Annotated in this window: 18 protein-coding genes; 12 read left to right on the top strand and 6 right to left on the bottom strand. The window is 43.4% G+C overall.

Annotated elements, in window-relative coordinates; translation table 11 throughout:
* Window positions 1–8 precede the first annotated feature (8 nt).
* Entirely contained in the window at window positions 9–869 is an 861-nt protein-coding gene (locus tag BGK61_RS10160) for a putative RNA methyltransferase (RefSeq protein WP_076011259.1), read from the top strand.
* A gap of 26 nt (window positions 870–895) precedes the next feature.
* On the opposite strand, the gene BGK61_RS10165 is transcribed toward BGK61_RS10160, so the two are convergent.
* The 3 genes from BGK61_RS10165 to BGK61_RS10175 form a co-directional block, all read right to left on the bottom strand.
* Complete coding sequence (locus BGK61_RS10165; protein ID WP_076011268.1) at window positions 896–1,810, bottom strand: TlpA family protein disulfide reductase; 915 nt, start codon at window positions 1,808–1,810, stop codon at window positions 896–898.
* A 128-nt stretch (window positions 1,811–1,938) separates the two neighbouring features.
* Window positions 1,939–3,465, bottom strand: a complete 1,527-nt coding sequence (locus tag BGK61_RS10170) for a DUF3413 domain-containing protein (RefSeq protein WP_076011258.1) — start codon at window positions 3,463–3,465, stop codon at window positions 1,939–1,941.
* Window positions 3,466–3,473: 8 nt separating this feature from the next.
* Window positions 3,474–3,692, bottom strand: coding sequence for a YejL family protein (locus BGK61_RS10175; protein ID WP_014949499.1), 219 nt, complete (start codon window positions 3,690–3,692; stop codon window positions 3,474–3,476).
* A 159-nt stretch (window positions 3,693–3,851) separates the two neighbouring features.
* Between BGK61_RS10175 and yejK the strand changes: the two genes are divergently transcribed.
* The 3 genes from yejK (at window position 3,852) to BGK61_RS10190 (ending at window position 6,850) form a co-directional block, all read left to right on the top strand.
* Complete coding sequence (gene yejK / locus BGK61_RS10180) at window positions 3,852–4,958, top strand: nucleoid-associated protein YejK (protein WP_076011257.1); 1,107 nt, start codon at window positions 3,852–3,854, stop codon at window positions 4,956–4,958.
* Window positions 4,959–5,024: 66 nt separating this feature from the next.
* Window positions 5,025–5,900, top strand: coding sequence for a 6-carboxytetrahydropterin synthase (locus BGK61_RS10185; RefSeq protein ID WP_076011256.1), 876 nt, complete (start codon window positions 5,025–5,027; stop codon window positions 5,898–5,900).
* A 38-nt stretch (window positions 5,901–5,938) separates the two neighbouring features.
* Window positions 5,939–6,850, top strand: coding sequence for a M23 family metallopeptidase (locus BGK61_RS10190; protein WP_076011255.1), 912 nt, complete (start codon window positions 5,939–5,941; stop codon window positions 6,848–6,850).
* Between the two features lie 122 nt (window positions 6,851–6,972).
* Here BGK61_RS10190 and BGK61_RS10195 read toward each other — a convergent pair whose 3' ends face one another.
* Entirely contained in the window at window positions 6,973–8,784 is a 1,812-nt protein-coding gene (locus BGK61_RS10195) for a M61 family metallopeptidase (RefSeq protein WP_076011254.1), read from the bottom strand.
* 191 nt (window positions 8,785–8,975) lie between these two features.
* Here BGK61_RS10195 and BGK61_RS10200 point away from each other — a divergent pair, with 191 nt between their 5' ends.
* The 4 genes from BGK61_RS10200 (at window position 8,976) to BGK61_RS10215 (ending at window position 12,229) form a co-directional block, all read left to right on the top strand.
* Entirely contained in the window at window positions 8,976–9,659 is a 684-nt protein-coding gene (locus BGK61_RS10200) for a PilZ domain-containing protein (RefSeq protein WP_014998361.1), read from the top strand.
* A gap of 59 nt (window positions 9,660–9,718) precedes the next feature.
* Window positions 9,719–10,180 (top strand): Mpo1 family 2-hydroxy fatty acid dioxygenase, encoded by a 462-nt coding sequence (locus tag BGK61_RS10205; protein WP_076011253.1) that lies wholly within the window; start codon window positions 9,719–9,721, stop codon window positions 10,178–10,180.
* Window positions 10,181–10,326: 146 nt separating this feature from the next.
* On the top strand, window positions 10,327–11,400 hold the full coding sequence (locus tag BGK61_RS10210) for a sensor histidine kinase (RefSeq protein ID WP_044556795.1): 1,074 nt from the start codon (window positions 10,327–10,329) through the stop codon (window positions 11,398–11,400).
* A gap of 1 nt (window position 11,401) precedes the next feature.
* A complete protein-coding gene (locus BGK61_RS10215; RefSeq protein WP_076011252.1) occupies window positions 11,402–12,229 on the top strand; it encodes a LytR/AlgR family response regulator transcription factor in 828 nt (275 codons plus the stop codon).
* 110 nt (window positions 12,230–12,339) lie between these two features.
* On the opposite strand, the gene BGK61_RS10220 is transcribed toward BGK61_RS10215, so the two are convergent.
* On the bottom strand, window positions 12,340–13,344 hold the full coding sequence (locus BGK61_RS10220; protein WP_076011251.1) for an ATP-dependent 6-phosphofructokinase: 1,005 nt from the start codon (window positions 13,342–13,344) through the stop codon (window positions 12,340–12,342).
* A 176-nt stretch (window positions 13,345–13,520) separates the two neighbouring features.
* On the opposite strand from BGK61_RS10220, the gene BGK61_RS10225 reads away from it, so the two are divergent.
* Window positions 13,521–14,363 (top strand): DUF6279 family lipoprotein, encoded by an 843-nt coding sequence (locus BGK61_RS10225; protein ID WP_076011250.1) that lies wholly within the window; start codon window positions 13,521–13,523, stop codon window positions 14,361–14,363.
* 80 nt (window positions 14,364–14,443) lie between these two features.
* On the opposite strand, the gene BGK61_RS10230 is transcribed toward BGK61_RS10225, so the two are convergent.
* On the bottom strand, window positions 14,444–15,337 hold the full coding sequence (locus BGK61_RS10230; RefSeq protein WP_076011249.1) for a LysR family transcriptional regulator: 894 nt from the start codon (window positions 15,335–15,337) through the stop codon (window positions 14,444–14,446).
* 159 nt (window positions 15,338–15,496) lie between these two features.
* On the opposite strand from BGK61_RS10230, the gene BGK61_RS10235 reads away from it, so the two are divergent.
* The 3 genes from BGK61_RS10235 to BGK61_RS10245 all read left to right on the top strand — a co-directional run bounded on the left by BGK61_RS10235 (window position 15,497) and on the right by BGK61_RS10245 (window position 18,391).
* The gene (locus BGK61_RS10235) at window positions 15,497–16,255 is read left to right on the top strand and encodes an SDR family oxidoreductase (protein ID WP_076011248.1); all 759 of its coding nucleotides are present in this window, start codon (window positions 15,497–15,499) and stop codon (window positions 16,253–16,255) included.
* 74 nt (window positions 16,256–16,329) lie between these two features.
* Window positions 16,330–17,337, top strand: coding sequence for a zinc-dependent alcohol dehydrogenase family protein (locus BGK61_RS10240; RefSeq protein WP_076011247.1), 1,008 nt, complete (start codon window positions 16,330–16,332; stop codon window positions 17,335–17,337).
* 46 nt (window positions 17,338–17,383) lie between these two features.
* Window positions 17,384–18,391 (top strand): zinc-dependent alcohol dehydrogenase family protein, encoded by a 1,008-nt coding sequence (locus BGK61_RS10245; RefSeq protein WP_076011246.1) that lies wholly within the window; start codon window positions 17,384–17,386, stop codon window positions 18,389–18,391.
* The last annotated feature ends 212 nt before the right edge of the window (window positions 18,392–18,603 follow it).

Below are 18,603 nucleotides of genomic sequence, written 5' to 3' on the forward strand. Positions count from 1 at the left end.
TACCCGCCATGTGGCACTGTCCACTTTGTAAATCATCAATCTCATTGCAATCAACGCCCATACGTTGTGAAAACAATCATAGTTTTGACAAAGCGAAATCTGGCTATGTCAATCTTCTACCCGTTCAGTTTAAAAAGTCTAAACTACCTGGCGACAACAAGGATATGGTAAGGGCCAGAAGGGAATTTCATCAATTGAATGCTTATAAGCCTTTAAAAGACCATCTGGTTTCGCTGGTGGAAAGTGCGTTAATTGAAACTATTTCTCACAAGGATGCACCGGAAGAACGCCATGTGGAAGTCACCAAGGTTTATGACGCAGGGTGCGGTGAGGGGAGCTACCTGAATGCAATGTTGCAAGGTCTTTCTTCGAAAGAATTCAGGGTTGAAGGTGCAGGTAGTGATATTGCTAAAATTGCCGTAGAACTTGCAGCTAAAGCCTACAAGCATGCGCAGTTTGTTGTTGCGAGTAGTTTCGACTTACCCCTTGATAATAACTCGCAAAACGTAATGATGCAGGTCTTTGCTCCAGGGAGTAATGATGAATATGTGAGGGTTCTTAAAAATAATGGCCTTTTAGTGACGGTTGACCCTGCACCAGAACACCTCTTGGAGCTTAAGCAGCAGGTTTACGACAACCCGAGACGTCATGAAATAAGCGAAGAGGAACGACAGGGTTTTAAACGGCTTTATAACGAATGTTTTTCCTTTCCCATTCAATTCGAGAGCAAAGAACACGCGCTGGCACTAATAAAGATGACGCCGTTTTACTGGAAACTTCCTCAGGGTAAAATCGACGGGATTGTTGAAACGTTGAAAGGCGTTACCGCAGACTTCCACATTCAGCTTTGGCAAAAAACACCGCAGTAATATCTATAATGGATTACCCATCGATTCTACCGATGGGTAGACAGCCACTCCTCTAAAGCGGGACTTCCTACAAGTATAGTCTGTACTTGTTTTGTGCCGTTTAACACAACGTAGGTAGGGAACCCGTTTTGACCGGTAGCTCGCAATAGTGCAGATTCACTGTATTCTCCTTCAAAGATGATAAAGGGGTATTCAACCTCATGAGTAATCAAATGCTGCTTAAATTCGGCTATATTGTCCGTGCCTGATAACCCAACTACTTTTATACCCTTATCATTGTTTAAACGATTGACTAGCGGAATGGACAGCTTACAAAAGCCACAGAAAGGGCTATATAGTTGGACGATAGTCGTAGTCGAAGTCTCAATGACGTCGTTGAGTGTTTTGTCGTTAGATGTGGTAGCGGAGAAGCGCCAAATCTCTCCAACTATTGGAGCGTCCAAATGCATTTTAGCCAAAGCGGTAGTGATACCTTTGTTTCGCTCTTCATTATTGTTATGTAACTGTTGAAGCTTTGTACGATTCTCAACTGAGTTAACTCTATATAACTGAACGATGACCTGGCCGTTTTCAAAATTCTCAGAATACAGATTAGCAATACTAATCCCCGTCTCGTTTTCAAAACCTACGGATGTCATCTCGGGGATAAGAAAATGCGTTGTTCCCTTGGTGTCGGTAACCGCCACTAAAAACTTATTTGCTGGGTTGTTATCTGCGCTATCAAAAGAATAGGGGGATGCCAGTGTTCCTTTCACCGTATCGCCATCAACGTACAGGTTCACAGGAGGATAGAGTGTAAGTGATGAAGAGTAAGGTAGTTGCGTTTTAACTTTGTACCACTCAATCCAATTATTTGGGTCGATGTTAGCAGAACTTTCAAAGCATGGTAGGCAAAATAAGCTAAAAAAAAACTGCAATTTTATAGGGTTAATTTTAATCATGAAAATCCTTTTCATATTAATATTTAGAGAGTTACGCTCTTTTTATGTTACGCGTAACCAAAAAAATCCGTTTACATACAACATCAAAACAAAGCGCGACAAACGTTTATTCGTTTGCCGCTGTCTTTTTAGTTCTGTGTTGAGAATCTAGAAAGATGTTTGATAGCTTGGCTTAATAAATCTACGTTAAGCGCTTCTTTGCTGCGCTTGCCGGTGGCCATATCGCTTATTTCATAGCTGCCGTTACTAAGTACATCGGTACGCTTATTGTCATGAAACACTACAATACGTTCTCCTGATGTACTAACCAGCCAAGGTCTTGAAGGAGAAAGTAAGCTTTGACCAGTAGAGTAAAACGTAGCAGGGGCGTTACATCCCAACGCGCCTAAGATGGTAGGCGCCAAATCTTCTGTGCTGGCTAAGTTAGCATTAAGTTTAAGAGTACTGTACAGCGTGCCTTTGCCACTTTCGCTACCAAAGCCGGTTGCAACAATCACATCGTGTTTACGCGCTAGCGTGTTTTTCACATAGCTTTCGATATCAGCACTCTTTAAAAACGCAATGTGCAAACCATCATGGTTGTTGCTCAGTGGCTGCAGATATCCCGCTAATTGAGGCAGCGGTAACGCTTCATCGCTGTGAATCGACACTGGCATGCCAGACCCCAATGGAAGTGCTAATAACACCGGGCGCTTTTGAGATAAAGCGTCTTGGTAGATCTCGGGTACACCAAATAGCGTAGTGGTCATCAAACCTTCAATGCTGCTTGCTGTCGAGTAATAATTAGCCACTTTGTTTAGCGTGTTTCGCTTGATCGTACTCAAGTCAACGCTCTTTTGGTTGTCTACTTGAACAACCACGGTTAAGTTTCTATTGGTTTCAATAGAACAATAAACCGGTTCGGCGGGGTAAGTAATATTATGAATATCAGGGTTAAACTGAAGTTGCTTTCGCTCTTCGTAGGCCGCTAAGTCTAGCAAGCCATAGCGTGACATTGTCGTTTTAGCCGTCGCTGGATAGGAAAGCGGAAACATGTTGTCTTGCTTGATGATAGGTTGATACAACTTAGCATCAGCCCACACGTGTATAGCGTGACTGGTAACAAAGCAGCTGACAAAAAATGTAGTAACGGGAATACCCACTTTGTGGCGAGTAAAACGCTCAACACGTTTCCAGATTGCATTGGCTAAGACTAGTTGAAAGCCAAGCCACACAATAAACAGCAGAAATAAGAATGCCCACTGTTGCCAGCTTTCAATTGCCATTGTCGACTGAGCTTCACTACGCAATAAATCCGCGGCGTGAAAGCTAATATGAAAGCCTGTACGGTTAAATAGCAGCGCGTCGAAAGCTAATAGTGCTAAGCCTACAGCAGCAATAACAGACGCACTTACTTTTATGACCCTGGGATTATTAACTAAGTAGCAAAGGGGGAGGATAAAAATAACAAAGCCAAAAAAGGTCATAAAACCAATATGACCGAACCAGTTGGCTAGAAGATACAATGTGCCGACACCTGTGCCAGGCATAGGTGATGAGAAAACAAAAATCGAGGCAATGACAATGGCGATGATTATGTTCGCCAAGGCAAACCAATGCCCCCAATTTACCAGTTTAGTAACACGCTGGCGACGAGGTGATTCGGCAAGTATCATGCAATCCCTTAGCTATTTTTAACGCTTTTCTTCAGTACGTCGGCAAATTGCGTTGCCATGGCTTCGCGATTTTCAGGGGCTACCTGAGTATTTAAAATGTGCGTAATGACATTTCCTAACACCATAAGTGAAAGATCACGGTTTGCACCGCCTTCTTCAAGGGTTAGAATAACGTTATTCATTAGCGTTTCGAATTCGTCGTTGCTATAGCGGCTCTGTTGGGGCATTGCTACGCCTCTTTTTTATGATTTCTTTGATAAAAAGAATGGTTTTACACGTAAAATGATTATAATCGTTGTTTGAGTGAGTACAATCATTCATTCTAAAATCCCGCAATTCTTTGGATATTTCTGACACTTTTTAAGCAACAGGACACCCGATACTCTATGAGTGCACTGATTCATCACTTTGTTGTACATCGTTTGATTGTAAACAAAGAAGAGAAAATTGAAGCAATTCCACGTGACAACTGCTTGGCTGTTACCCCGGAAATCGAGCTTCTTGCCCATCAAATAAACCACAGTTTTAATGCTAAACCTGGAAAAGGGGTTGGCCACTTCGTGACGGAAGTCACTCGCGAAGCAAAAGTGGAAAACGAAGAAGGCGAAGAGACTACGCAAAAAAGCACAGAGAACGTAGCAGAGTTCGCGGAAGGTCTTAAGCAATACATGGATATTCAAAAAGCGGCGGGGGATAATGTAGAGGACGCTTTTCATGCGTTCTCAGTATCAGCGACAAACCGCTTAGTTCGTACATTAGCGGAAACGGGTACAGTAGAAACCGGCTTTCTCATTTTTTGCCAGTACGAGTATTTAGCTACACAGTATTTAATGATTGCACTGTTAAATACACGTTCGCACGTTGAAGTAACAAACTCTTTAGACTTATCTGCTCGTGAACACCTAGATTTGGCAAAAATGCAGCTAGCTGTGCGATTCGATTTAACTCAGTTGGACATTCAGCCAGAGCAGCAGCGTTACGTTAGCTTTATTAAAGGTAGAATGGGACGAAAAGTATCTGACTTCTTCATGCAGTTTGTAGGCTGCGAAGAGCTGGTTGATGTCAAACAGCAAAATAAACAATTAATCTCTTCAGTTGATGCCTACCTTGCCAGTGAGTCGCTAGACCCGCAAGAACAGCATCAGCACAGAGAGCAAGTAAAATCGTACTTTAAAGAAAAGATTGATGCGGGCGAGAGTCTTTCGGTAGATGAACTGGCTAACCGACTTCCACAAAATGAAGAAACCAGCAGCCACTTTTCTGCCTTTACTCAATCTATGGAAGTGCCGCTTGAGAAAGAAATTCAGCCAGACCCGGCAGCGCTAAAACAACTCGCTAAGTTTACTGGTCAGGGCGGTGGTATATCGCTAAGCTTCGAACGCAAATTAATGGGTGACAGGGTGTTTTACGACCCGGCTACGGATACGCTAACTATTCGCGGAATTCCACCAAATTTAAAAGATCAGCTTAATCGCCAATCTTCAATGGACTAGTCGCTGCGAAGCGAAGATAAAAAACGTATACTAGTCAGTAGAAAATAAACTCGATTCAAGGGTGTTATGCAATTATTTGTAAATGATTTGACAGTGATGGACTTCTCTTACCTTTGCCCTCAACGCGGCATGGTAGGAGAAAGCTGGATTGTCGATGTGATTTTGGACGGTGAACTTAACGAAGAGAGCATGGTTCAAGACTTTGGTCACGTGAAAAAGAATTTAAAGCGACTTATCGACGAGTATGTTGACCACAAGTTGCTAGTGCCTGCTGAGTACAGCGGCTCAGAAGTTATTCACGATGACGATTCTGAACAGGTTGAGACCCGTTTTACCTGCACTGATGGGCGCAGCATCATGTTACATTGCCCAGCTGAAGCCTATGCATTTGTTTACTCTGACGAGATAAACATGGAGTCTGTTGGTGTTTACCTCAAAGAAGTGTTGGCGACGCACCTTCCTGAAAATGTTGAAAACATTACGCTGCATTTGCGCGAAGAAGTTATTAACTCTCCTTATTACCACTATACTCATGGGCTTAAAAAGCACGATGGCAATTGCCAGCGTATAGCACACGGTCATCGTTCGCGAATTGATATTATTCTTGACGGTAAAGTGTGTAGTGAAAGTCAGCAATACTGGGCTGACCGTTGGGCCGACATCTATATAGCAACCCGTGAAGACGAAATTGCTTACAGTGACAGAAAGCTTAAAGGTGAAGTCGCGGATGAAACGGATTACTACTGTTTCGCATACGAGTCTTCACAGGGCTATTTTGAATTATTAATTCCCAAGTCAGATTGCGAAGTCATTGAAACCGACTCGACCGTTGAGTGTTTGGCGCAATATCTTTTGGAAGAGCAAAAGAAGCGTACACCGGATGGTGTTTGCCAAGTCATTGCTTACGAGGGCGTAGGTAAAGGCGCCACAGTAAAAGGTTAACGTTCGATTACTGCTAGTTATAGGGAAGGGAATTAACTATGGCATTCACGCTTTCAAGAGACACATTACGCAATCCAATATCTCGTATATTGAACTGTGTGGTGGTGCTTAGTGCAGCTGCTTCCATGTCATTTGTTGCTGCTGCGGCTGCTGAGGTAAACGACCAGACCAATGGGTTATCGGGTCAAGAGCAAATAGACGTTGCGCTGAACGGCAAATTTACGCAAGGTGCTTTGCTGCGCGGGCAAGCACCAGCAGGGGCCAAAGTAACGCTTAATGGCGAAACCGTTCAAACCAATAAAGATGGAAAATTTGTTGTTGGTTTTGAAAGAGAAGCGCCACTTCAGCAAACGTTAATTGTCGAATTAGCAGATGGAAACAAGTGGCAGCGTGACATTACCCTTGAAAAACGCGAATACAACATTCAGAGTATTGAAGGGTTAGAGCAAAAAATGGTTACGCCGCCAGCAGAAGTGACGGCGCGTATTAAGCAAGACAATATCAATGTAGCAAACGCGCGAAGCGGAAACTCTGATTTAGACGCTCTGTTTACCAAGTTTGAATGGCCTGCTAAAGGCGTGATTTCTGGTGTGTACGGGAGTCAGCGAATTTTAAATGGTGTGCCTAAGTGGCCGCACTATGGCTTGGATATCGCAAACGAAACAGGCACGCCTGTGTATGCACCTGTTGATGGTGTTGTCACCCTCGCTGATGACCTTTACTATTCGGGTAACACGCTGATTTTAGATCACGGCATGCGAGTGTTTTCAACGTTTCTTCACATGGATACTATAACGGTAGAAGTGGGTGAAACCGTTAAGCAAGGCGAGCAGATTGGTACAATAGGCTCAACAGGACGCTCCACAGGCCCTCATTTGGATTGGCGTGTAAATCTAGGCAACATTCGCTTAGACCCACAGACTGTTATCTCGGGTACGCCTGAACAATAGCCATTAAATTGAGGTAGTCATTCCTCTTTGTAAAAAGGGATAACAAAGGCGCTTTTAGATAAACCTCAAAGCGCCTTTTTATTTTTTACATTACTTTTTAGTTTTTACGCTACAGGGCGGAGTTATTTCCCCAGCCACTGATTAAGCTTTTCATCATCAGTGATTTCAAAGTAAGCCATTTCTTTTCTTGCCTCAGTTACCTCAAGAGGCAGGGTTAGAAGCCGCCCGTCTCGAATAAGCGTTAACTCTACCTGCGACGTTTGGGCATTATCTAATAGGCGTTGAAGTTTCTGGGCATTGACGATATGACCGTCTAACGCAATGATGACATCGTTTAAAAGAATACCTGCCTTCATTGCGGCAAGACCTTCAAATACCTGGATTACCGTAAGTCCGAAGGTAGCTGGCTTTAACGTGGCGCCAAGCTGATTTTTAATAGCAGGCAGCGAGGAGGCACCGCCTTTATCTTCACCTGACACGCGAGCACGAACCGCATAGTTAACGCCCATTTCAGATACTAACGAAGCCAATTCTACATCGTCTGTGCCATACACCACGCGATTTAAGTATTCTGAAACATCAATGCCAAAATGCGTTGTACATAGATTTTGGATCACGTCATCAGGCGTACCTTTTTCATCCACGCCATAGTGTTTCCACAATAACTGCATCAAGGTATCTAAATTAACTTTGTTGTTTGACTGTTTGCGAAGCAATAAATCCAAGCCAAGGGCGATAATGCCTCCCTTAGTGTAATAACTAACGATATTGTTAGTAGCGCTCGCATCTTGCTTATAAAACTTTGTCCATGCGTCGAAGCTACTTTCTGCTGCACTTTGCTTAGAGCGCCCAGCGTTTTGTAAAAGACGACTGATATTTTGTGCAACAATATCAAGGTATTTCTGTGGTTCAATAACACCGGCTCTAGCAAGGGTTACGTCATCATAGAAACTGGTAAAGCCTTCATAAATCCACAGCTGATTGGTGTATGTTTCCTGAGATAAGTCTGGTTTCACCATTACGCTAGGTTTAATGCGCTTAACATGCCATGTGTGGAAAAATTCATGGCTGCACAAACTTAGAAATGTAATGTAGCTGTCGGTTTTTTTCTCACTTTCACCAACTTGAGGAAGGTCGAAGCGAGGGTAAAGAAGGGCAGTAGAATACTTGTGCTCTAAACCGCCGAACCCATTGTCGGCAAGCAGCGTCATAAACAGGTAGTTATTAATAGGTTGTGGAGCACCAAATAAATCTAGGTGGTGCTTGCAAATTGGCGTTAAGTCATTTGCTATGCGTTCATAATCAATATTGTTGTTACCTGAGAAAAGTAACGTGAACCTAATGCCGTCAACCTCAAAGCTGTGAGTGTCTGCAATGCCCACATAAATTGGATGATCGATGAGCTCTTCGTAATTTTTTTCAATGAAGTGCCACCGAGACGGGCTTGTGCTTTCACAACGAGAAGGCATAGACGTATAAGCCTTCCAATTCGAGGTTGCAGAATCGCTGTCGTTAAGCTCAATGTCCACCTCACAATGCACATTTTCAAAGCCGGAAACCTTTAGAAACGCACTGGTACCATTTATAAACGCATATTGGTCGTTCATAAAAGCAGAGCGAATAGACAAGTCATTAGCATAAACCGTGTAATGTACCGTACAAGGTTTTCCGTTTGTATTAACGCGCCAGCTTTGTTTATCTAGCTTGGTTACTGGAAGGTTTACGATAGTAGACTTGGTAGAGTCGTCTGCGCACTCAACATTTAACTCTACGATGCTTTTGGCAAAGTCACGCACCATGTAGCTTCCCGGGATCCAACTTGGAAGAGTAAGTACAAGTGAAGAGTCTGAATGCTTAGGTATTTGCAGTGCGACAGTAAACTGATGGGCACGCCAGTTTGAAATAGTTAACGTGTAATGAAGAGCAGAAAGCATAAACGTCCGAAAAGATAACAAAACTATCCCGTCACTATATCAATCTATCGGTTTAATCCCAATAGACAGCGCACCACTAGCCGCTAATTTTTACGATTATTCCGTCGGCTTTTCTATCGTAGTGTTGATAAGTTTTTGTTTGATGCGTACATTGAGTTAAATGACATTAAATCCAGCAATAACAAACACAAATGGCTGAAAAAATTCAAAGCAGTATACTTAGCGAAGAAAGCTTGGAATCGTTGCGTACGTTAGTGCCTGGCGATACGGTTGATCTTCAAATCGCTATGCCTGCAGCGCCGAAGCGTGTCAAAACTGACTACATCGGTATGCTCATTGATGAGTGCTTGCTATTCCATATACCAACTTCGGCAAAGTGGATAACCACAAGAGATGCCCTTACAGTAGGTAATGACATCGTTGTACGGTCTGTTCTTGAAGGCGATACCGGCCAGGTCATTGCGTTTAAAGTTAAAGTTCTTAAATTGCTCTCCAAGCCCTCGGGTTTACTTATTACAACGTTTCCGAAACGCATCGAAAGTATTGGTCTTCGTGCAGTAAAACGTGCACAACTCGGTGTTTCGGTAACGTTGGAATCAGAGGTTTATCCCACTGACGAGAATGTAACGGGTATTATCATTGATTTAAGCGAAAAAGGGTGCAAAGTAGCGTTACAGGTCAAACCGAATTGGCCGGTAATGCTTGATGAAGCTGAGGTTAAGCTAAACTATTCGTTGGACGGTAAAGAAGTAGCGCTTACTGCAAAGGTTAAAAACCACAAACTTGATAATGATGTGGTTTATTATGGGCTCGCCTTTACCTGTGATGAAAAATTGATAAAAACGCTGTTGTCCCGACATACATTGTTAACTTAAAAAACCTTGGTCGGGTGCTCTTTAGATAATAATCAAAATAACAGGCTAAGGGGATTTACATGAGAAGCATTGAGCGACTTTTAATGCAGTATGGTGAGAGCCACCAAAATAAAACTAACATTATCATTCATGCTATAGCCGTACCCAGCATTTACTTCGTAACGTTGGGGCTATTATGGAGCTTACCGGTTCCAGATGTAATAGCACAGTTTGATATTACGTGGGCGCATATTGTTGCAGTGCCCGTGCTTTATTATTATTTCATGTTGTCAGGTCCGATAGGAGCGGCAATGACGCTGTTAACCATTGTGTGTTTTGGTGCAATTAATGCACTGGATCATCTCAATATTTCAGTGTGGATTTTCTCGCTAGTACTTTTTGTCGTTATGTGGGTCTTGCAATTCGTAGGGCATCACATTGAAGGCAAAAAGCCATCGTTTTTTGACGATTTACGCTTTCTGTTGGTAGGCCCCGCATGGTGGTGGGTGCATTGGCTCAAAAGAATGAATATTAGCTACTAAGCTAGAAAGCAAAGTAATTTAATCAAAACATGTCTAATTTCAAGATTTTGCCCTGCGACCAGAAGCATGAGGGGCACGACCAAGATGCTTGGGTCGCGGCAAGGCTTGCGTATAATCTTCTTATAAGTTTTTAAATTGGTAATATTGTGAGTCGCTTTCAGCGTGTAATAGAAAGTAATGAACGTTTATTTTGGACGTTGCACAGTGCAGGCTGGGCAGGGTTCGCAATAATTTATTACATCGGATCATTTCTTCATGATGTAAGACCTATTTGGGTATTCATCATCATGTTAAATGCCTATGCCGGATGGTTGTTAACCATTCCGCTTCGATACGTTTATCGATGGGCAAGGAAGCAGTCTCCGCTGAACATGATCATTATAGTGATTGTGTCGTGCTATTTAATTGCGCTGCTATGGGCCGTTGTGAAAAATATTAACTACTGGGAAATCTATAAGCACGGATATCGCCCAGATGAATGGTATATGTATTTCACTAACACCATTAACTCCCTCATCATGGTGGGATGTTGGAGCGGGGTGTACTTTGGCATCAAAAACTTTCAGATGCTGCAAAAAGAAAAGCAAAATGCGCTAAAGGCAAGCACCATGGCGCACCAAGCGCACATAAAGATGCTGCGCTATCAACTTAATCCACATTTTTTGTTCAACACGCTAAACGCGATTTCAACGCTTATCCTGTTAAAGGAAAACGATACTGCAGAGGCCATGGTGTCACGTCTCAGTGACTTTCTGCGTTATTCGTTAGATAACGACCCAATAAAGCGCGTCCCGTTAGGGCAGGAAATAAAAGCGTTACGTCTGTATCTCGAAATTGAAAAAGTGCGTTTTGATGATCGTTTGGAAGTGTTATGGGACATTGACGAGAGTTGCGAAAGTGCGCTTGTACCCAGCATGATCTTGCAGCCAATTATTGAAAACTCGATAAAGCACGCCATATCTAAGATGGAAAATGGTGGTCGTATTTCAATCACTGCTCGTACTTTTGGTAACGATTTATTAATGGACGTTGCTGACAACGGTCCAGGCGCAGATATTAAAAACGGGACACTGAGTCGTGAAAACGGCGTGGGCTTAGCCAATATAAAAGAGCGTTTGCAATCTCTTTATCATCGTAATTTTGCATTCTCTATTGAACACAACCAGCCTTCAGGTGTGCGAGTTAGAATTCGCATCCCCTATGACGTTAAGGACGTATAACATGACAAAGCAAGTGATTAAAACCATTGTAGTGGATGACGAACCTTTAGCACGTAAAGGCCTACGTGCTAGATTAGAGCGTCATGCCGATGTGCAAGTTCTTGCAGAGTGTCAAAACGGCCTAGAAGCGGTTAGCAGTATTTCACAACATCGTCCGGACTTAGTATTTTTAGATATTCAAATGCCGGGGCTGAATGGTTTTCAGGTTATTCACAAACTGCGTGAACTGAAACAACCTATTCCTATGATTGTTTTTGTGACCGCTTATGACAGCTACGCGATTAAAGCGTTTGACGTACATGCATTAGATTATCTTTTAAAGCCAGCCGACGATGAACGTCTTGGCGCTGCGTTAAACAAAGTACGTGAATATTTCTCAACACAGCATCAAGATGAGCAGTCACAAAAGTTGGTAAGCCTTGTTGCTGAACTTACTGGCGACGATTGCGAAGAGATTTTGCGTAAATTGGCAAATGGTGAGCCTGTTGAAACCAACCCGTACCCAGATGTATTAGCCATTAAAGATGGCTCAGAAGTTACCCGTGTCAATGTACAAGACATTCAGTGGATTGATGCTGCAGGCGATTACATGTGTGTTCACGCACTGGATGGCATGCACATAATGCGCAAAACAATGAAGGAACTTGAGCAAGAATTAAACCCACAATTCTTCGTTCGCGTACATCGTTCAGCTATTGCTAACATTCGCTTTGTTAAAAAATTAGTGAGCCATATTAGTGGCGAATATCACTTAATACTTCAAAATGATACTGAGCTTAAAGTAAGCCGTAGCCATCGAGATAAAGTTAAAGCCGCAATGAAGATGTAAGGCTTAGTAAAACTCCCAATACGAAATAGGCGTTGTTTTTCATAAAACACGCCTTTTTTGTCTGTGTTAGCTTTCTACTTTGTCAGTTAACCCATTACTTGTGCGTACATTCATTCGTTACGATATCGTTCATTCATAAGCGTACGCATGGCGTCTACACGAGCTTCGTTGAGCGGCTTGGTGTTTTCCCAGGTGTCTGACAGGGGTACGGTTACAGGGCGCTGGTTCACTTCACCAACCATAACGTTCGTTACATCTTTGCCTACCAAACTAATAGCGAATTCGCCTAGTGTAGTGGCAAGTAAGCGGTCTTGTGCTACCGGTGAACCACCGCGTTGTACGTGACCTAAGGTTACCGGTCGTACGTCATTAATATCATATTGCTGCAGCGCTTCAGTTAAGCCCAACAAACCGTTTGGCCATACGTTTTCAGCCACTACCACAATGAAACTGACAGGTCCTTTTAGTCGTCTTTGCGCCTTTATTTGCTTCACTATTTTTTGTATTTCAGCTTCAGCCGACGTGAAGAACTCTGGAACCACCACATAGTCTGCTGCGGAAGACAGCGCTGCATTAAGCGCTAAGAACCCAGCGTTGCGCCCCATAACTTCTACAAGAAAAATTCTCTCAAAAGCATCTGCCGTATCTCGAACCTTGTCTATAGAGCTCATCGCAGTGTCTATAGCAGTGTAATATCCAATGGTTGCGTCTGTCCCAGCTATATCATTGTCAATGGTGCCGGGTATACCGATGATTTGACCATTCCAATGTTCACTCAACTTTGACGCTCCTCGAAACGAACCGTCACCACCAATGACAATCAGAGTATCAATATTTGCTTGTGTTAAGTTTTCAGCTGCTTTAACCAGTCCTTCAGTCTGTTTAAATTCTTTACATCGTGCACTATGTAAAATAGTGCCGCCCTGTTGAATAAGGTTATGGGTCGAGTCGAGGGATAGCGAAATGTACTCTTGCTGGAGTAGACCATTGTAACCATGTTTATATCCAAGCAAGGTGAAGTTAGCCTTCTGACACGCAATAATTGTGGCGCGAATACAGGCGTTCATTCCTGGCGCATCTCCGCCAGACGTTAATATAGCGACACGTTTTGACACATTAAAGTCCTTCTTTTTACAGGCAATGTCATTAAAGTAGAGTAAAGGCTGTGTAACGTAAAGTGCTCTATTGCATGTATTTGTTGCGCGATATCAATGTTAAATTCAATTTTTAACCACACAGTATTAAGCGGATTTGCTCACCACAGCGTAGTTAACGTAAAAAAGGATATGTTATGCGTTCTTTATTGGTTCTATTCTTCCTGATTTTTCTTACTTCGTGCAGTTCAAAGCTGGCCTACAACAACCTGGATTGGTGGGTTTATTGGTATATGGATGACTATATTGAACTTAAGGATGAACAAGAAGAGAAGTTTGACGCTTATCTACAAAACTGGTTGAGATGGCATAAAAACAGTGAGCTTACCCGTTATAAAGCTCACCTTGAGGATGTTAAACGCCAGATCGAAAACGGCACGCTAGATTCCGAGACTATTTTTAACCACCTTGAACGGGGGAGAGCTCATTGGGAACGTGTCCGTGATGAAATCAGTCCGCAGCTTGCTACTATCGCTAAAACGCTCGACGACGAACAAGTAGTGAATTTATTTGCCGCTTTAGAAAAGGACAATAAGGAAGAAGAGGAAGAGCGACAAGAGGCGCTGGATAAGTCTGAAGCACAGAGACTTAAAGATAGAATTGAGCGCATAGAGGAAACGATCAGCGAACGCATTGGAAGATTAAGCGGTGAGCAGAAGCAAATTGTGAGCACTTATGCACAACAGTTTATTTCTACAGGCGATGCATGGCTTGAGTATCGCAGAAACATTCAGAACGCGGCGCGAAAATTGTTTGTTACTCGCAGACAAAATGAACAGTTTGAAGAAGAGTTGGTGGCTCTTATGCAAAATCCAGACGACTACAAAAGTGAAGTGTACAAACAGAGTAGCGCCCATAATATGACCGTGACGGCTACACTTTTGGCCGAGATATTTTCAACATTATCAGAAAAGCAGCGTAAGACGCTTGTTGAAAATGTGGATGAGCTAATAGAAACAGTTGATAATTTTAGGCGTTAGTTTATCTGAATCAGTCTCTACTTAAACTGTCAGATTTGGATAATAGGACTCAATCAAATCTGGCAGTCGCATATGTGCCATTAGCGAACACTCAATCTTGACACCAAGTGATCAAAAACCAATCGAATACGTTGTGGTACTGGACCACGTTGAGGGCGATAAATATATAAATCCCAGGGCACCGGCTCGACCTCTTCTAGCACTCTCACAAGTTTCTCTTGGCGTAATAAGTCTTGGACCAAAAAGTCGGGAATTTGAGCAAAACCTAGTCCATTTTGTATAGCCATTAATTCAGCTTCGGTGTCGGCACTTCGAAAACGTGTTATGGATGGCGTCCACTGTCTGTCCATGGAAAAAACCCATGGCCAAAGCTTTCCCGTATTGCGATCTACTAACCCTGTAACGGGCAAGTGGTTTAGTTCTTCAATAGACGCAGGCCTTCCCACTCTGTTTATTAACTCAGGCGAAGCCACGACATACATATTAATTTTGGTGAGCTGGCGGGCAATAAATCGACTATCTCTCATGAAGCCGATACGAATCCCAATATCTATTTTTTCGTCAACTACATCCACGCGCTCGTCACTGAGTGTCAGGTCTATATCCAGTTGAGGATGTATTGTTGAAAGTTCCAGTAATACTGGCATTAAGCATTTATGACCAAAACCAACAGGCGCTGCGATACGAACCCGCCCTTGTAATTCATTACCCGAATTAGGGGTGCTTGTTTGAAACAATTCATCTACAGCACGCAGGCGTTCTTTTGCTATCACAGCAAATTTTTCTCCAACTAGGGTCACTTGTATGTGTCGAGTATTTCGATGAAATAAAAGCTCCCCTTGCAATCGCTCTAACTCCTTCACTGCTCGTGTGACTGCCTGAGGAGAAATTCCCAGACGGTTAGCCGCTTCTTTAAAGCTGCGAGACTCAGCAGCAGTACAAAATATCCGGAGCATTTCCAATCTGTTAAGCATCACAGTCACATTCAGGTTTGAAATGAATACATAAATATTATTCCAAATTATGGAATTGTGAAATTAAAACGTTTCCATTTATTGATTTTTGACGGTAAGGGATAATTTGCTCGTTATTTAGACAGAGTCATTTATTCAACTGATTTGAGGATATTAACTATGAGCAGTGTTTTAGCAAATAACATCAGCGGTAAGGTCGTTGTTATCACTGGTGGTAGCAGCGGTTTAGGCGAGACCACGGCAAGACATTTAGCCAGCCTTGGCGCATCTGTTGTTTTGGGTGCCCGACGCATCGACAAGCTTGAAGCTATTGCTGCTGACATACGCACAGCGGGTGGAAAAGTTGCGGTTCAAGCGACAGATGTGACTAGCCAGGACGAAGTGAAGGCCCTTGTAAATCTTGCACAAGAGCGCTTCGGTAAAATTGATGTGGTTATCAATAATGCAGGGTTAATGGCGATTGCACCGTTAGCTGAGACTCGGGTTGACGAATGGGATCGCATGATTGACATCAACGTTAAAGGTCTGCTGTATGGAGTAGCCGCAGCGCTTCCGATCTTTCAGGCTCAGGGAACAGGCCACTTTATCAATATTTCCTCCGTAGCGGGTATCAAAGTATTCAGTCCCGGCGGCACGGTTTATAGCGGAACCAAATTCGCTGTTCGCGCTATTGCCGAAGGCTTGCGCCATGAAGTTGGGGGTAAAATTCGTTCAACAATCATTTCACCGGGGGCAGTCGAATCTGAATTAAAACATGGAAGTTCAGATACTCAGGGGGCAGCCTTTGTAAAAGATTTTTATCAGCAAAATGAAATTCCATCTGAATCTGTTGCTCGTGCTATCGCATACGCAATTGAGCAGCCTGCGGATGTGGATATCAACGAGATTGTTCTGCGCCCAACTGTTCAAGAGTTTTAAATCGTTTAATAAAAGACCTATTAACCAGCGGGTGATTTAACCACCCGCTGAATATTCAGTTTGTGAGGTTATTGATGACAGCGTTAAACAGACAAATGCGTGCTTTGGTATTAGATAGCTATGAAGAGGGGACAGTATTCCGGGATGCCCTGATTAACTTACCCTCTCCATCAGCAGGTCAGGTGCAAGTAAAAATATTTGCAAGTGGAGTCAATCCTATTGATTACAAAATCCGCCAAGGTATCGCTCCTTATGCCATGCCGGAATTACCCGCAGTACTTGGCACCGATTTAGCTGGAGAAATTGCTGCTATCGGCGACGGCGTCACCGACTTTGCAGTAGGCGATGCAGTTTATGGTCTGACTGGCGGAGTGCGAGGATTGCAAGGATCATTGGCTGAATATGCCAACGTAGATGCTGAGTTACTTGATCTCAAACCGAAAAATTTGTCCATGCGTGAAGCTGCGGCTTTACCTCTGGTTGCACTTACCGCTTGGGAAGGTTTGGTTGACAAGGCGAATGTCAAAGCGGGCCAGAAAGTCCTAATCCAAGGTGGAGCTGGCGGAGTTGGGCATGTAGCTGTGCAAATTGCTAAGGCCTTAGGTGCCGACGTTTATGCCACTGCATCGACTGGAAAACAAGAACTGCTCAAGGCGCTTGGTGCCACGCCAATTGATTATCACACTGCAAGCCCTGCTGAGTACGTGGACGCATACACCCAAGGTAAAGGATTCGATATCATTTACGACACTGTCGGTGGCTCTGTACTCGATGCCTCATTAGGTATCATTGCACATTATGGACAAATTTTAAGCTGTGCTGCATTCAGCTCACATAACCTGGCACCGTCGTCATTACGCTCTGCAACATTGTCAGCGATTTTTGTGTTACATCCACAGCTCAGCGGAGAGGGGCGCAAACATCATGGTGACATTCTGCGGCAAATTACGGCTCTTGTTGAAGCTGGACAAATTAAGCCACTACTCGATCCGTTACGCTTTTCCCTAGACACGGCAATGGATGCACATAATGCCGTAGAGTTGGGCTCCATGGGTAAAGTAGTTATTGATGTAATTGCTTAAAAAGTTATTGATGTAATTGCTTAAAAAGTCTTTGTTGAGGATGCATATGAGCCCAAGAAAACTAATTCGAACTGTTCGTTTCCATGAATTAGGTGGCCCCGAGGTATTAACTATTGACTCGATCGCGAGTCCAAGTTTGCAGGCCACTGATGTACGTATTGCGGTCAAAGTTGTTGGGCTCAATCGTGCTGATGCCATGTTTAGGCGAGGCAGCTATATAGAAAAGGCTGACTTCCCTTCGCGAATTGGCTATGAAGCATCCGGGATAGTCATTGAAGTCGGGGAAGAGGTAGATCATTTACGCCTTGGGGACGAGGTCTGTATTGTCCCTCAGGTGGGGCTTTCTCAGAATGGCTGCTACGCAGAAGAGATTGTCGTACCAAGTGAATGTGTGGCACTTAAACCAGCAGGACTAACCTTTGCTGAAGGCGCAGCAGCTTGGATGCAGTACCTGACAGCTTATGGCGCTTTGGTCGAAATTGCTAACGTGCAAAAAGGCGATGCAGTACTGATAACCGCTGCATCGAGCAGTGTTGGATTGGCTGCGATTCAAATTGTGAATTCTCTGGGGGGTATCCCTATCGCTACAACTCTAACAGGAGCTAAAAAGGCTGCTGTGCTCAAGGCTGGCGCGGCCCATGTGATTGCAACCCAAGAAGAACCGCTACTGGATAGCTTGATAAGCATCTTGGGAGCAAACAATTTAAAAGTCGCATTTGATGCTGTCGGTGGGCCGCAGATAGCTGAAATTGCTGAAGCAATGAGCCCTGAAGGAACAATAATAGTACACGGAGCATTAAGTCCCGAAGTCACTCCTTTTCCCTTAAAAATAGCACTTCGTAAAAGTCTGACAGTAAGGGGATATGTGTTTACTGAAGTTATAAAAGACATCGAGCGTTTTCGCAGAGCAAAGCAATTTATCCACTCGGGTTTATCCGAGGGAACACTCAAGCCTGTCATTGATCGAAGCTTTAAATTTGAAGAGATAGTAGCAGCGCATCACTATCTGGAGTCCAATCAGCAGATTGGTAAAATAGTGGTCGAACTTGATTAACAGTTTGTAGCTTCCGCTAGTCTCTCAACTCAGTCAGTGGCTGATTTTGGTCGGGATTTGCATGTTCAGTGGCGAGTAGCATGGCGGAATTTATTGGAAGGCTAGATAATCCAAGCAATGAGATTTGGACGATCAAACGGGACGATAAAATTCTAGCTTCTGTACGAAAGTCAGGACTTTGCATTGGTGGAAGAGAAACTAGGCTTACAATG

Origin of the sequence: Alteromonas abrolhosensis (assembly GCF_001953635.1) — a bacterium.
Lineage (GTDB): Bacteria > Pseudomonadota > Gammaproteobacteria > Enterobacterales > Alteromonadaceae > Alteromonas > Alteromonas abrolhosensis.

Coding starts and splice junctions, on each gene's coding strand:
- BGK61_RS10190 (WP_076011255.1), top strand. CDS start 5,939: ATGGCATTCACGCTTTCAAGAGACACATTACGCAATCCAATATCTCGT.
- BGK61_RS10185 (WP_076011256.1), top strand. CDS start 5,025: ATGCAATTATTTGTAAATGATTTGACAGTGATGGACTTCTCTTACCTT.
- BGK61_RS10245 (WP_076011246.1), top strand. CDS start 17,384: ATGAGCCCAAGAAAACTAATTCGAACTGTTCGTTTCCATGAATTAGGT.
- BGK61_RS10215 (WP_076011252.1), top strand. CDS start 11,402: ATGACAAAGCAAGTGATTAAAACCATTGTAGTGGATGACGAACCTTTA.
- BGK61_RS10165 (WP_076011268.1), bottom strand. CDS start 1,810: ATGATTAAAATTAACCCTATAAAATTGCAGTTTTTTTTTAGCTTATTT.
- BGK61_RS10170 (WP_076011258.1), bottom strand. CDS start 3,465: ATGATACTTGCCGAATCACCTCGTCGCCAGCGTGTTACTAAACTGGTA.
- BGK61_RS10175 (WP_014949499.1), bottom strand. CDS start 3,692: ATGCCCCAACAGAGCCGCTATAGCAACGACGAATTCGAAACGCTAATG.
- BGK61_RS10205 (WP_076011253.1), top strand. CDS start 9,719: ATGAGAAGCATTGAGCGACTTTTAATGCAGTATGGTGAGAGCCACCAA.
- BGK61_RS10225 (WP_076011250.1), top strand. CDS start 13,521: ATGCGTTCTTTATTGGTTCTATTCTTCCTGATTTTTCTTACTTCGTGC.
- yejK (WP_076011257.1), top strand. CDS start 3,852: ATGAGTGCACTGATTCATCACTTTGTTGTACATCGTTTGATTGTAAAC.
- BGK61_RS10230 (WP_076011249.1), bottom strand. CDS start 15,337: ATGCTTAACAGATTGGAAATGCTCCGGATATTTTGTACTGCTGCTGAG.
- BGK61_RS10240 (WP_076011247.1), top strand. CDS start 16,330: ATGACAGCGTTAAACAGACAAATGCGTGCTTTGGTATTAGATAGCTAT.
- BGK61_RS10195 (WP_076011254.1), bottom strand. CDS start 8,784: ATGCTTTCTGCTCTTCATTACACGTTAACTATTTCAAACTGGCGTGCC.
- BGK61_RS10160 (WP_076011259.1), top strand. CDS start 9: ATGTGGCACTGTCCACTTTGTAAATCATCAATCTCATTGCAATCAACG.
- BGK61_RS10235 (WP_076011248.1), top strand. CDS start 15,497: ATGAGCAGTGTTTTAGCAAATAACATCAGCGGTAAGGTCGTTGTTATC.
- BGK61_RS10200 (WP_014998361.1), top strand. CDS start 8,976: ATGGCTGAAAAAATTCAAAGCAGTATACTTAGCGAAGAAAGCTTGGAA.